11 protein-coding genes and 1 pseudogene are annotated in these 13189 nt (G+C 60.9%); 7 read left to right on the top strand and 5 right to left on the bottom strand.

All coding sequences use genetic code 11. The features are described 5' to 3' along the window. Nucleotides 1–188 precede the first annotated feature (188 nt). Entirely contained in the window at nt 189–1583 is a 1395-nt protein-coding gene (locus BLU24_RS12065) for a type VI secretion system Vgr family protein (protein ID WP_093100470.1), read from the top strand. A gap of 155 nt (nt 1584–1738) precedes the next feature. On the opposite strand, the gene BLU24_RS12060 is transcribed toward BLU24_RS12065, so the two are convergent. After that, the gene (locus BLU24_RS12060; protein WP_093100468.1) at nt 1739–2599 is read right to left on the bottom strand and encodes a LysR substrate-binding domain-containing protein; all 861 of its coding nucleotides are present in this window, start codon (nt 2597–2599) and stop codon (nt 1739–1741) included. Between the two features lie 112 nt (nt 2600–2711). Between BLU24_RS12060 and BLU24_RS12055 the strand changes: the two genes are divergently transcribed. Beyond that, nucleotides 2712–3821, top strand: coding sequence for a 2-aminoethylphosphonate--pyruvate transaminase (locus BLU24_RS12055; RefSeq protein ID WP_093100466.1), 1110 nt, complete (start codon nt 2712–2714; stop codon nt 3819–3821). Nucleotides 3822–3963: 142 nt separating this feature from the next. Continuing rightward, nucleotides 3964–4791 (top strand): phosphonoacetaldehyde hydrolase, encoded by an 828-nt coding sequence (gene phnX / locus BLU24_RS12050; RefSeq protein WP_093100464.1) that lies wholly within the window; start codon nt 3964–3966, stop codon nt 4789–4791. A gap of 102 nt (nt 4792–4893) precedes the next feature. Here phnX and BLU24_RS12045 read toward each other — a convergent pair whose 3' ends face one another. Next, a complete protein-coding gene (locus tag BLU24_RS12045; protein WP_093100462.1) occupies nt 4894–5235 on the bottom strand; it encodes a hypothetical protein in 342 nt (113 codons plus the stop codon). Here BLU24_RS12045 and BLU24_RS12040 point away from each other — a divergent pair. Further along, nucleotides 5213–5779 carry a hypothetical protein gene (locus tag BLU24_RS12040; RefSeq protein ID WP_093100460.1) on the top strand — a complete coding sequence of 189 codons (567 nt, stop codon included), beginning with the start codon at nt 5213–5215 and terminating at the stop codon, nt 5777–5779. The genes BLU24_RS12045 and BLU24_RS12040 overlap by 23 nt on opposite strands. Nucleotides 5780–5882: 103 nt before the next feature. Beyond that, nucleotides 5883–5996 (top strand): annotated as a pseudogene (locus tag BLU24_RS12035) (cytochrome B); the annotation flags it as partial. Nucleotides 5997–5999: 3 nt separating this feature from the next. On the opposite strand, the gene BLU24_RS12030 reads toward BLU24_RS12035, so the two are convergent. Beyond that, nucleotides 6000–6926 carry a 1-aminocyclopropane-1-carboxylate deaminase/D-cysteine desulfhydrase gene (locus BLU24_RS12030; protein ID WP_093100457.1) on the bottom strand — a complete coding sequence of 309 codons (927 nt, stop codon included), beginning with the start codon at nt 6924–6926 and terminating at the stop codon, nt 6000–6002. A 180-nt stretch (nt 6927–7106) separates the two neighbouring features. After that, nucleotides 7107–9146, bottom strand: a complete 2040-nt coding sequence (locus BLU24_RS12025; RefSeq protein WP_093100455.1) for an NADPH-dependent 2,4-dienoyl-CoA reductase — start codon at nt 9144–9146, stop codon at nt 7107–7109. Nucleotides 9147–9354: 208 nt separating this feature from the next. Here BLU24_RS12025 and BLU24_RS12020 point away from each other — a divergent pair, with 208 nt between their 5' ends. Continuing rightward, complete coding sequence (locus BLU24_RS12020; RefSeq protein WP_093100453.1) at nt 9355–10485, top strand: nitrilase-related carbon-nitrogen hydrolase; 1131 nt, start codon at nt 9355–9357, stop codon at nt 10483–10485. A 3-nt stretch (nt 10486–10488) separates the two neighbouring features. Continuing rightward, nucleotides 10489–11529, top strand: a complete 1041-nt coding sequence (locus tag BLU24_RS12015) for an AraC family transcriptional regulator (RefSeq protein WP_093100450.1) — start codon at nt 10489–10491, stop codon at nt 11527–11529. Nucleotides 11530–11945: 416 nt separating this feature from the next. Here the strand turns inward: BLU24_RS12015 and BLU24_RS12010 are convergent, their stop codons facing one another. After that, nucleotides 11946–12812 carry a DUF2242 domain-containing protein gene (locus BLU24_RS12010; protein ID WP_093100448.1) on the bottom strand — a complete coding sequence of 289 codons (867 nt, stop codon included), beginning with the start codon at nt 12810–12812 and terminating at the stop codon, nt 11946–11948. Nucleotides 12813–13189 lie beyond the last annotated feature (377 nt).

Genomic DNA, 13189 nt, shown 5'->3' with positions numbered 1-13189 from the left:
CTATTGGCCGACGCGTGGCGGCAAGTTTATACGGCCTAAAGTCGGCAATCGACCAAAAAAACGCAATGCCGAATCGACAACTTCATCAGACCTTGTAGGGGGATTCTGAAAAACGTCTTTGACACGACCATTCCGCTCTGCGGTTTCGTACCCTCTGACTCCCGTATTGCCTGACAGAGCCTGTGCGAATGCTCAATGACAAGGAAAGTCCTTTCACCCTGACCCTGACCGACAGTGGCCTGAGCCTGCCGGTGGTGGGTTTCGACGGCGAGGAAGCGCTCAACCAGCCCTATCGTTTCGACCTTGAACTGATCGGCCTCGCCCCCGCCATGGCACCGGGCGCGCTTTTACAGCAACCGGCCTTTCTGCGTCTGGACGAGCGGCACGGGATTCATGGCGTGATCGACAGTGCCAGTTACGAACATCGCGGTACGCACCGGATCGGTTATCGATTGAGCCTGATGCCGCACCTGCAACGCCTGGCACAACCGGATAAACGCCGGGTGTTCGTGCAATCGAGCGTGCCGCAGATTCTCCAGCAACTGCTCGCTGAAAACGGCTTGGCCGCAGACGATTACCGAATCGAAATGACGGTCGGTCATTACCCGCTGCGGCCATTTTGCATTCAGTACGAAGAAAGCGATCTGGCGCTGCTCAACCGGCTCTGCGAAGAAGAAGGCATTCACTATCACTTCGAACACCGCGCCGACGGTCACGTTGCAGTGTTCGCCGATGACAGCCTGAGCCTGCCGCAAACGCCGGTATCAGTGCCGTTCAAGGCCGGCGAACAGACGCCTTCGCCCTGCATCAGCGCGCTGTACCAGCACCATCACGCTGCACCGATCTGCGCGTTGCGAACGGTGCGCGATCGCGGCCAACCGGCCAGCAGCGACGCGGCGGCCAATCAACGAATGGCCGATCCACCGCCCAGACCTGCACCTGAACAGCGCCACCATGAACAGCGCAGCCGCCGTCATCTGGAGCGCCAGCGCGGCCAGCAGCGCACGATCAACGGCCGCAGCGACCAGAGCGGTTTGTTCAGCGGCGATCTGCTGCAAGTCTCGGCGCATCCGATCAGCCATTTCAACGAGCAATGGCGAATCACAGCGATCCGTCATCGTGGGCAGCATCCATCGATTCTCGACCCGAGCCCCAGCGTACACCGCTACCACAACGATTTCCGTGCGCAGCCCTGGGCGAGCGATTTTCGCCCGGCGCTCAAACAACCGCGGCCGAGCATTGCCGGTTTTCATCTGGCCCGGGTCGTGGGTAGCACCGGGCAACCGGCGCAAATGGACGAACACGGTCGGGTCGCCATCAGTCTGTGGCCGGCGGCGCAGGCGCCAATGCACGATAGCGACACGCTCTGGCTGCCCGTCGCCATGACGCGCACTCAGCGCCGCCTTGCGCCGGCCGATCTGCCCTGCGCCGGCAGTGAAGTGTGGGTGAGTTTCCTCGATGGCGATCCGGATCGGCCGATCCTGTGCCTGGGCAATTCACCCGATCCGGCGCCCCGCCCGCCACCGCCGGCACGCGACAATGGCTTGTTGCTCGACTGGCTGCTCAATCGCGCCGAACCGTGACCGGCGCACTCAGCCTTTGTCGGCCAGGGCAAAAGCCTTGTGTAGTCGGCACTGGCGTAATCGCTAGCAGGCTAGCTGTGCTCCCACAGGGAATTTGCGTCGTTCACAAACCCTGTGGGAGCCAGCCTGCTGGCGATTGCAGGCGCCGCGGTCTGTCAGGCTGGCGCCAGATCGAAAAACGCCTGAATCAAGCGCAATTCCCGCCGCCGTTCCATGCAGCCGATCAGGTGCTGGTTCACCAGCCCTGCCCCGGCAAGCGGAATCGCCACCACTCGTGGGTCGTGGCTGACTTCCACCGAGGACACCACGCCCACGCCCAACTCGGCGGCGACGGCTTCGGTCACCGCTTCGCGGCTGTCGAGTTCCAGCAGCACGCGCGGCTGGATCGACGCCTGCGCGCAGGCCCGGTCGAAGGTGCGCCGGGTAATCGAACCCGGCTCACGCAACACCATGATCACCTGATCAAGCTCTTTGAGCGGCACTTCCCCACCGCGCAGTGCCCACGGATGTCCGGCCGGCACCAGAGCGCAGATCCGCGATTCGCTCAGGCCTTGCAAATGCAGCCCTTTGCGCGGCTCCACCTCAGTCAGCACCGCGACATCCGCATGTTCTGACAACAACGCCGCCAGGGTTTCCTGCGCATTGCCCAGGCGCAGATTCACCGTAACGCCGGGATACCGCGCACGAAGGCTGGCGAGCATCGGCATCACCAGGTGCGGGCCGTCCGCTGCGACCTCAAGCCGACCGGTGAGCAATTGCCGATTGGCTTCGAGCATCGTCTGCGCCTCATCCGCCAGGCCGAACATCGCGCGGGTGATCGCCGCGAGTCGGGTGCCCTCCTCCGTTAGCTCCACCCGACGCGCGGTGCGCCGCAAGAGGGTGATCTGATAGTGCTCTTCCAGCGCCTTGATGTGCCCGGTGACCGCTGGCTGACTGATGAACAAGCGCGCAGCGGCGCGGGTGAAGCTGCCTTCACGGGCGACGGCGTCGAAGGCGCGCAACTGGAACAGGTTCATGAATAACTCTCACTGATGGCTGGCATAACAATAAACAATTTGATTGATGCAACGGTGAATTGCAACGTATGCCCCGTAGCTTCATCCCCCAGCACAACCCAAGGACACCTGCATGCGTAACGCCGAACCCATCCTGCTCACCCCCGGCCCGTTGACCACTTCGGCCCGCACGCGCCAGGCCATGATGGTCGACTGGGGTTCCTGGGATGACCGCTTCAATCAACTGACCGCCAGCCTGTGCGAGCAATTGCTGGCGATCGTCAATGGCGCCACGACTCACCACTGCGTGCCATTGCAGGGCAGCGGCACCTTCGCCGTCGAAGCGGCCATCGGCACGCTGGTACCGCGAGACGGCAAAATACTGGTGCTGATCAACGGTGCCTACGGCAAACGGCTGGCAAACATCTGCGAAGTGCTCGGGCGCTCGTTCAGCACCTTCGAAACCGCCGAGGACGAGCCGACCACGGCCGCCGACGTCGACCGTCTGCTGCGCGCCGACAGCTCAATCACCCACGTTGCGCTGATCCACTGCGAAACCAGCACCGGTATTCTCAACCCGCTGGCGGAGATCGCTCTGGTCGTCGAGCAACACGGCAAACGCCTGATCATCGACGCCATGAGCTCGTTCGGCGCGCTGCCGGTGGATGCGCAGAAGGTGCCGTTCGATGCGCTGATCGCAGCCTCCGGCAAATGTCTGGAAGGCGTACCGGGGATGGGCTTTGTCTTCGCGCGCAAAGCATCACTGGCCGCTGCCGCCGGCAATTCGCATTCATTGGCGATGGATCTGTTCGACCAGCACACCTACCTGCAAAAGACCGGGCAATGGCGCTTCACCCCGCCGACCCACGTGGTCGCGGCGCTGCACGAAGCCTTGCAGCAATACAGCGAAGAAGGTGGCCTGCCGGCGCGGCATGCGCGCTATGCCGCCAACTGCCAGGCGCTGATGGAAGAGATGGCCAGACTCGGTTTGCGCAGCTTTCTGCCGGCAGCCATTCAGGCGCCGATCATTGCCACGTTCCATGCGCCGAATGACCCGCGTTATCAGTTCAAGGACTTCTACGAACGGGTCAAGGCCAAGGGTTACATCCTTTATCCCGGCAAGTTGACCCAATTGGAAACCTTCCGCATCGGCTGCATCGGCCACGTCACCCCGGACGACATGCGCCTGGCTGTCGCGGCTGTCGGTGAAGTGCTGCGCGAGATGGAAGTGCTCGATATCTGAACCCTACACAAATCCCCTGTAGGAGTGAGCCTGCTCGCGATAGCGGTCGTACATTAAACATCTTCGTCGACTGACACGACCTCATCGCGAGCAGGCTCACTCCTACATTTGAAGCGCATTTCAACTCAGGAATTCTGTTGCCATGAACTACACCCAACCAACCAAGCTGCAAGCCGCCATCCTCGACTGGGCCGGCACCGTTGTCGATTTCGGCTCGTTCGCACCGACGCAGATTTTCGTCGAGGCGTTCGCCGAGTTCGACGTGCAGGTGTCCATCGAAGAAGCCCGAGGCCCAATGGGCATGGGCAAGTGGGACCACATCCGCACGCTGTGCGATCAGCCGCAAGTCGCCGAGCGCTATCGCAAGGCGTTCGGCCGCACGCCGACCGACGATGATGTCACTGCCATCTATAACCGCTTCATGCCACTGCAGATCGAAAAAATCGCCGAGCACTCGGCGCTGATTCCTGGCGCGCTGGAGACCATCGCCAGCCTGCGCGAGCAAGGCATCAAGATCGGTTCCTGCTCGGGTTACCCGAAACAGGTGATGGACAAGGTTGTCGAACTGGCCGCGCGCAACGGTTATGTCGCCGACCATGTGGTCGCCACCGATGAAGTGCCGAACGGTCGCCCATGGCCGGCGCAAGCGCTGGCCAACGTCATTGCGCTGGGCATCGATGACGTCGCGGCCTGCGTGAAGATCGACGACACCGTGCCGGGCATTCTCGAAGGCCGCCGCGCCGGAATGTGGACCGTCGCGCTGATCTGCTCGGGCAATGCGCTGGGGCTCGATTATCAGGATTTCCGCGCCTTGGGCAGCGATGATCTGGCCAGCGAGCGCAAGCGTATCCACGCATTGTTCGCAGGCTCGCGCCCGCATTACATGATCGACACCATCAGCGACTTGCCCGAAGTGATTGCCGACATCAACCAGCGGCTGGCCAAGGGTGAAATGCCGCAGCAACATTGATTGCGCCGAAACGAACACCGCTGACTGTTCAGGGAGTCAGCGGTGTTTTCGTATTTCAAAGGCGAGTACTGTTCAAGAAACAACAACTTTTAATTTCCGAACTTACTCAGAGATCAGATTGCCTGCGGCGTCATAGGCAAGTCCATCCGGATACTTGATACTTCCATCCGGAAACTTTGTTGTTCCATCTGCCCAGACAATATGTCCATCAGCATATTCAATTGTGTCATCGGGCCAGACGATTCGTCCGTCAGGGTACTGCACCCGACCATCCTGGTGCTGAATGATGCCATCGGGACGCGTAACCGACGTTTTATCCGCATCGATCAGGCTACCGTCCGGCAATGTCGTCGAGCCATCCTGATGAGTCGTGGCGCCAAATGTCTGGATCAAGGCAATCAAAGCTATCGGATCAATATTGATGTTAACTGTCGGCCACGGCATTGGCGGTCGTTTCGTGCTGACCGGATCGGTCGGGCTGGTCGGGGATACAGGTTTGGTGGGTGCCACCGGCCGGGTTGGCGCTACAGGCTTGATTGGCGTCACCGGACGGGTTGGCGCTACGGGTTTGGTCGGCGTTGTCGGACGGGTTGGCGCTACGGGTTTGGTCGGCGTTGTCGGGCGGGTTGGCGCTACGGGTTTGGTCGGCGTTGTCGGGCGGGTTGGCGCTACGGGTTTGGTTGGCGTTGTCGGGCGGGTCGGCGTGACAGGCTTGGGTGGGGTAACGGAGGGCCGCGGCCGCGGGACAGGCGCCTTGGCCATCGCCTTTTTTACAGTATATCCATTTGCTTTGCGGGAAAATAAGTTAGTTCTCATAATTATTAAACTCATGCAATTAAAGTTGGTAACCGTGACCCTTGAAAACCCACTCAAGAATCTGGAGCAAACAGTATCCATCATGCTCAACCAACTCAAACACCAAGCAAACACAAGATATAAACAACAAACCGTTACATACATTTATTACAAACACGCCGATAACTTTTAATCGAAATTAATCTAAAACAACCAAGACTGATCTTCGCTACATTTCCTGCCCCGCCTACAAAAAACATGAATAGCTCGGTAGAAACATCGCTTGAGATTTAGAGTTGATACAGGTCGTCGGTTACTGGCTCATCGGTCTGCATGCGCTGGCGGGGATTTATCACCATTACGTGGTGCGCGATAACACGTTGCTGCGGATAATGCCCAAGCGCGGCTGAGCGTTAGCGGCCGGCAAGCATGGCGCGCCGGCCCTGCAAGCCACCGCTGTGCACGAACAGCAGCCGCGTGCCCGGCGCAAACCGGCCGGCCTCGACCTGCTGCTTGAGCGCCAGCAAGGCCTTGCCTGTGTACAGCGGCTCCAGCGGCACACCGCTGGCCTGTTCGGTCTGCTCGATGAACGCCAGCAAGGCCGGATCGACCTTGGCAAAACCGCCACGGCTGGCATCGAACAAGGTGTATCCGCCGCAGCCCTGCCCGGCCGGGTGCAGAATCGATTCGATTTGCGCCGCCACGCCGTGATCTTCCGGCACCGCCAACGCACCATAAACGTGTCGCGCACCGGCCTCGGCGAGCACCAGCCCGGCCAGCGTCGTTCCGGTGCCACAGGCCAGCCACCAGGCGTGAAAATCGCTCCAGCCCAGCGCCGCCAACTGCGTTTGCACCTGAGAATGAATGGCCGCACAGCCGCGTGCGCCGGCCAATCCCCCGCCACCCTCCGGCACCGCATACAGCTGTGGATATTGCGCCTGCCAAGGCTCCCAGAATCCAGACTCGTTACGGGCGCGATAGCCGCTGTAACCCAACCAGTGCAGTTGCATACCAAACGCCTGCAAATCCTCCACTGTCGGCGTTTGCTGCGCATGTCCGCGCAACAGGCCGACCGTGGCGAACCCCAAGCGCTGGCCCGCCGCTGCGAGCGCATGCAGGTGATTGGAATGCGCACCGCCGAGGCTGATGATGCCTTCGGTGCCGGCACGCTCGGCTGCGTTAAGGTGTTCGGTGAGTTTGAACCATTTGTTGCCGCTGATCAGCGGGTCGATCCGGTCGAGCCGCAGGATCGCCACTTCGATGCCGGCAGCGCTGAGCCAGTCCAGGCGAAGGTGTTCGAGAGGGGCTTGGGGTAGCCAGTTGGCGGGGGGCAAAAGCATGGATGCCGGCTCTGTAGCAAAGAGCCGGCATCTTAACAGCCAGGCGTTAAAAATCTGCCAGCGTACGCCAGTCCCTGTAGAAGCGAGCCTGCTCGCGAAAGCGTCGTGTCAGGCGACTTATAAACTGACTGACATTGCGCCTTCGCGAGCAGGCTCACTCCTACAGGTCCGGCGCTGAGCTCAAAGCTCAGCGGCCAGCCGCGAGCCTTGATTGATTGCGCGCTTGGCATCCAATTCTGCCGCCACATCGGCGCCGCCGATCAAATGCACGTTCTGCCCCGCCTCGACCAAGCCATCATGCAATTCGCGCAGCGGATCCTGCCCCGCGCAAATCACGATGTTGTCCACCGCCAGCACTTGCGGCTCACCGGTTTCGCCGATGCGGATATGCAGCCCATCGTCATCGATACCGAGGTATTCGACGCTGTTGAGCATCTGCACCTGCTTGTTCTTCAGACCGGTACGGTGAATCCAGCCGGTGGTTTTACCGAGGCCGTCGCCGACCTTGGTTTTCTTGCGCTGCAACAGGAACACCTCGCGCGCCGGTGCATGCGGCGCAGCTTTGATGCCGGCAACACCACCGCGGGCCTCAAGTTGCGTATCGATGCCCCACTCCTTCCAGAAGGCCGCGCGATCCTGACTGGTCGCCACGCCTTGATGGACAAGGAATTCCGAAACGTCAAAACCGATACCGCCAGCGCCGATGACGGCCACGCGTTTGCCTACCGGTTTACGCTCGAGAATCACGTCCAGGTAGCTCAGCACCTTGGCATGCTCGACCCCCGGAATCGCCGGTACACGCGGGGCGATGCCCGTGGCGAGAATGATCTCGTCGTAACCGCCCTCAAGCAGTTTCGCCACGTCGACGCGGGTGTTCAGGCACACCTCGACATGGGTGGTCTGCAACTTGCGCTTGAAGTAACGCAGGGTTTCAAAAAACTCTTCCTTGCCCGGCACACGTTTGGCGATGTTGAACTGGCCACCGATTTCGCTGGCCGAATCGAACAGCGTCACCTGATGGCCACGCTCGGCGGCCACGGTCGCGGCGGACAAACCGGCAGGGCCGGCACCAACCACGGCGATCTTCTTGATCTGTTGCACCGGTAGGTAATTCAGCTCGGTTTCATGACAGGCGCGCGGGTTGACCAAGCAACTGGTGAGCTTGCCGCCGAAGGTGTGATCGAGGCACGCCTGGTTGCAGCCGATGCAGGTGTTGATTTCGTCGGCTCGGCCTTCGGCGGCCTTGTTGACGAAATCCGGATCGGCAAGGAACGGCCGCGCCATCGAGACCATGTCGGCATCGCCCTCGGCGAGAATCTGCTCGGCGATTTCCGGGGTGTTGATGCGGTTGGTGGTGATCAGCGGAATGCTCACCGAGCCGCGCAGCTTGGCCGTGACTTTACTGAATGCAGCGCGCGGCACTTTGGTGGCGATGGTCGGAATTCGCGCTTCGTGCCAGCCGATCCCGGTGTTGATAATGGTCGCGCCGGCCTGCTCGATGGCTTTGGCCAAGGTGACGATTTCGTCCCAGGTGCTGCCGCCCTCGACCAGATCGAGCATCGACAGACGGAAGATAATGATGAAGCTCGGGCCCACCGCTTCGCGCACCCGGCGCACGATTTCCACCGGCAGGCGCATGCGGTTTTCGTAACTGCCGCCCCAACGGTCGGTGCGGTGGTTGGTGTGCGCGGCGAGGAACTGGTTAATGAAATAACCTTCGGAGCCCATGATTTCGACGCCGTCGTACTCGGCAGTCTGCGCCAGCACCGAACAGGTAACGAAATCGCTGATCTGCTTCTCGATGCCTTCCTCGTCCAGCTCCTTGGGCTTGAACGGGTTGATCGGCGCCTGGATTGCACTCGGCGCGACCTGCTTCGGGCTGTAGGCATAACGGCCGGCGTGAAGAATCTGCATGCAGATCTTGCCGCCGGCCTCGTGCACCGCGCGGGTGACGATACGGTGCTTGAGCGCTTCCTCTTCGGTGGTCAGCTTGGCTGCGCCGGAATACACCCCGCCCTCGTCATTCGGGCCGATACCACCAGTGACCATCAGGCCGACACCGCCACGCGCACGTTCGGCAAAGTACGCCGCCATGCGCTCGAAACCGCCGGGTTTCTCTTCAAGGCCAGTGTGCATCGAGCCCATCAGGGTGCGGTTGCGCAGCGTGGTGAATCCCAGGTCCAGCGGGGCCAACAGGTGCGGGTAATGAGCGGCGGTCATCGGTAACTCCACAACGAGCGATCACGGAAAAGTTGCGAGCGCTCTGCGGCGCGCGTCATTCATGTTCGACAGACTAAGAGCCGCCTCGCTGTGGCTCAATGACCGTAACTGACAACTTATTGATCCAAATGCGCAGCGCCCCTTGGCAATCGCGGCCATGCGCCCTACCCTAGTCGCCATACCCTGCACCCGGTCGTTGTTGGTTTTCATGCGCAAACTTTTGTACCTGACGTTTTCCATGGCCCTTGTGGCTGCCCTCACCACCTACGCAATGTGGGCAGCGGACCGGCCGGCCGGGCATTACCTGTCGGACCTGCGCATAAAACTGGCGGTCGACGAGGGCACACCCGCCGACCGCGGCAATCTGCTGGGCATCCAGCCCGAACTGTTTCCCACCGACTATCAAAGCCCCGAACGCCTGCACCGCAAACTCGCCGCCTATTTGCAGCAAGCGCAGGATCAAGGCTTGCTGAACGAGAAAACCGTCGTGGTCTTGCCGGAAAACATCGGCACCTGGCTGCTGCTCAGCGGCGAAAAAGACGAGCTGTATCAAGCCCCGACCGTGGACGAGGCGATGAACTGGCTAGCGGCAAGCAATCCGTTGTTGTTCGCTCGCGCCTGGCTGCGCGCCAGCGGCAATGACCGTCTCAATGACGCCCATCTGCGCATGAAAGCCAAGTCCATGGCCAAGCAATACCAGGCGCTGTTCGGCGGTCTGGCCAAGGAATTTCGCGTGACCCTGGTGGCCGGCTCGATCGTATTGCCGGAGCCGGAGATTCGCGATGGACGGCTCAGACCGGGCAGTGGCTCGCTCTACAACAGCAGCGTGGTGTTCGGCCGCGACGGCGTGCCACTTGGCCAGCCGCAGCGCCAGATGCACCCCGTGTTCGCTCAGCGTGACGTAATACAGGCCGAGGACAAAGAGCGCATCAACGTGGTCGACACCCCGGCGGGACGTCTCGGCGTGTTGATCGGCAGCGACAGTTGGTACCCACAGAACTACCGCACGCTCGACGAGCAAAACGCGAAGTTGGTGGCGGTGCCGGCGCAGTTATTCGGCCAGAATGCCTGGAACCAGCCGTGGCGCGGTTACAAAGGCTCAAGCACGCCCGGTTCGGTAAGCCTCAAGCCCGGTGAAGTCACTGAAGGCCAGGCCTGGCATCGCCTGACCCTCACCGCCCAGCCACCGAGCAGTCGGGCGATTGCCGGCATCAGCGTATTTCTGCACGGGCAATTCTGGGACAAGACCAGCTCCGGCCAAAGCTTCCTCAGCAGCAACGGTCAGCATTTTGCCGATGGCGATGCCCGTGGCGCGCGTCTGCTGAATATCTGGTTGTAAGCCATGAAGCCCCAGCCGATGCGCCTTGGTGATCTGTCGGTAGGCTTCGTTCACAGCCTCGCCGACGCCGTGCGCAGTCACGGCCTCGACCCACAGCCACTGCTGGAACAATACGGCCTCGACGCAGCACGATTGGCCGAAGCCGGCGCGCGCTTGTCGATCCCTCGCTACATGCGCCTGGGCCACGCAGCGATTCAGTTGACTGGCGATGCAGCGCTGGGTTTGCGCATGGGCCAGCTCAGTCGTCTGAGCCAGGCCGGCCTCGCTGGTATCACCGCGGCGCAAGCGCCGACCGTGCGCGAAGCTGCGCGCTGCCTGATCCGTTTCGAACCCTTGTACGGCTCGAACTATCGCGGCCAGTCGAGCTTTCACGAAGATGCTCACGGCGCGTGGCTGCGCTTCTATTCGATCAGCCCGTACAACGCTTACAACCGCTTTGTCGTCGATTCAATCGTGGCAGGCTGGCTCAATCAGCTCTCCTCCGTGAGCCGTCAGCCGCTGCGGGCCGAGCGCATCGAGATCGAATTTTCCGAGCCCGATTATCGCCAGGCCTACAGCTCGCTCGGCGATTGCCCGATCCAGTTCGGTGCCGAGGGCAACCAATTACGCCTGAATCTGGACAGCCTTGCGCAGCGCAACCCCGAGCATTGCCCCAGTACCTGGCGGCATCTGCTGCAGCTGTGTGAACGGGAACTTGAGCAACTGACGCGAACCCGCAGCCTGCGCGAACGCATCACGCAATTGCTTGGGCCGCTGCTTAACGGTGGCCGCGAACCGGACCTCGAAGAAGTCGCGGCACGCCTGAAACTGCCGACCTGGACACTGCGACGCAAACTGGCCGAGGAAGGCACGCAATTTCGCGCCATCCTCAACGACACGCGCAGGGATCTGGCGATGACCTACATCCGCGACACCGAACTGGCCTTCGGCGAGATTGCTTACCTGCTCGGTTTTGCTTCAGCCGAAGCATTCCAGCGAGCGTTCAAGCGCTGGAGCGGCCAGACGCCGGGCGAGTTTCGCCGCAGTCATCGCATACGGGCTTGAATCAGCTGCAAGTTTCAAGCTGCAAGCTGCAAGCTGCAAGCTTAAAGCTCGGTTGCGTCGTCTGCGGGTTCGGGTTGATCCAGTTCGTAGGCTTGGTATTCGAGCAGTTCTTCTTGATATTCATCCATCGTAAAATCCCCCAACCGCTCGCTATGAAAAATGGCCTGATCAATCGACCTGTGGCCCGAGCATAAAGTGCCCGTATGAAGGAACAGTGAAACGTGGCCTTCATGAATAAAACGTAGCAGGTGGTTGGGGATTTATCGTGGTGGGATTGTCAGGGGAATGTAACCAGATATAGCCGGGCGCAAATCAGTGTAGGAGTGAGCCAGCTCGCGATAACGTCAGACCTGTCAACATTATGCTGGCTGATCCAACGCTATCGCGAGCAGGCTCACTCCTACAGGGAATTGCGGTTATTGACCGGACGCAGGCATCGCCGGAATCGGCTCGGACGGCGGCGGAATGTCCGGGTTTGCTGGCGGTGTGATGGTTTCGCTGGCCGGCGCTGGCTCTTCAACGGGCGCTGGCGTAATCGGCGCCGGCTCCGCAGGCGGCGCCACCGGCTGGGAATCGACTGGCGCGGTTTCCGCCGGAGCTGGCGCAGGCTCAGCAGCAGGTGCAGGCGCAGGCGTTGCCGCAGGTTCCGCTGCCGGTGTCGGCACCAACGGCGCGGGTGCCGGTGCAGGCGTCGCTTTCGCTTCAGGCACACCGAGGTCAGCCTTGGGCTTCTCCTCGATATGCGCCGCCTTCTTCGCATCCGCCGGCAGGAACTGTTCGACCAGGGTGAAGAACCGCTCGTAGAACTTCTGCGCAGTCACCGTTTCACTGGCGACCTTGACCATCGAATCGTCAGACGAGCCGATCGGCATCGACACCGAGCCCAACACACCTACGCCGAGACTGGCCGAGTTGTTGGTCTTCTTCAGCGCATAGCGATCCTGCAAGGCATTGGCAAACATCGTCGCATGGTGCCCGGCGCTGCCGTCATCGGCGCAGACCACATTGAAGCTGATCTCCATGTGGGTATCGCCGGTCTGCTGGAAGCTCTTGTGCCCGCTGACCAGTTTCGGATCGCTGCTGGTAATGATGTAGCCCTGACTGAGCAACGCCCGCCGCGCCGCTTCGCAACTGGCCACATCCGTCACCGGATAATTGCGCGAAAACGTACCGGAGTCATCGAAGTTCTCGTGCTCATACATCGGCTTGTCTTTCGAACAGCCGGCAACGGCAGCCAACAACAGCGCCAACCCGGCTACACGCAAGGGAATGGAAATCAACATTGAACATCCTGAGAGAAAACAGTCCGGGGCGTATTGTGCAACAGATCGCAACCCCGCGGCGCATGGAATAGTGTCTTGAAACGGTTACAACTTCAATTCGAGGCTCATCACACGCGCGCTGGCGCGCCAGCACAGAAAGATTGAGTGCAAGAGGGAAGGATCGTTCACTGTACGGCCTTCCGGCGCCGCCAAGTTAGCTCCAGAGTTTCAATCGGCTACATCGGCCATGGAGTGGTCGACTGTCACGCCGCCATCGCTTGCAGGCAAGCTCCCACAAGGGATCGGGTGCACCACAAGGCCACGTGTCAGCTTACCCGCTGTTGATCTTGATTCACTGCCAACGGTTCAAGGTCAAAAGCAAAAGCCCCTCACCCTAG

The organism is Pseudomonas sp. Z003-0.4C(8344-21) (genome assembly GCF_900104975.1).
Classification (GTDB): Bacteria; Pseudomonadota; Gammaproteobacteria; order Pseudomonadales; family Pseudomonadaceae; genus Aquipseudomonas; species Aquipseudomonas granadensis.
The sequence above is the reverse complement of the archived record's forward strand: the minus strand, read 5'-3'. Positions and strand labels throughout refer to the sequence as shown.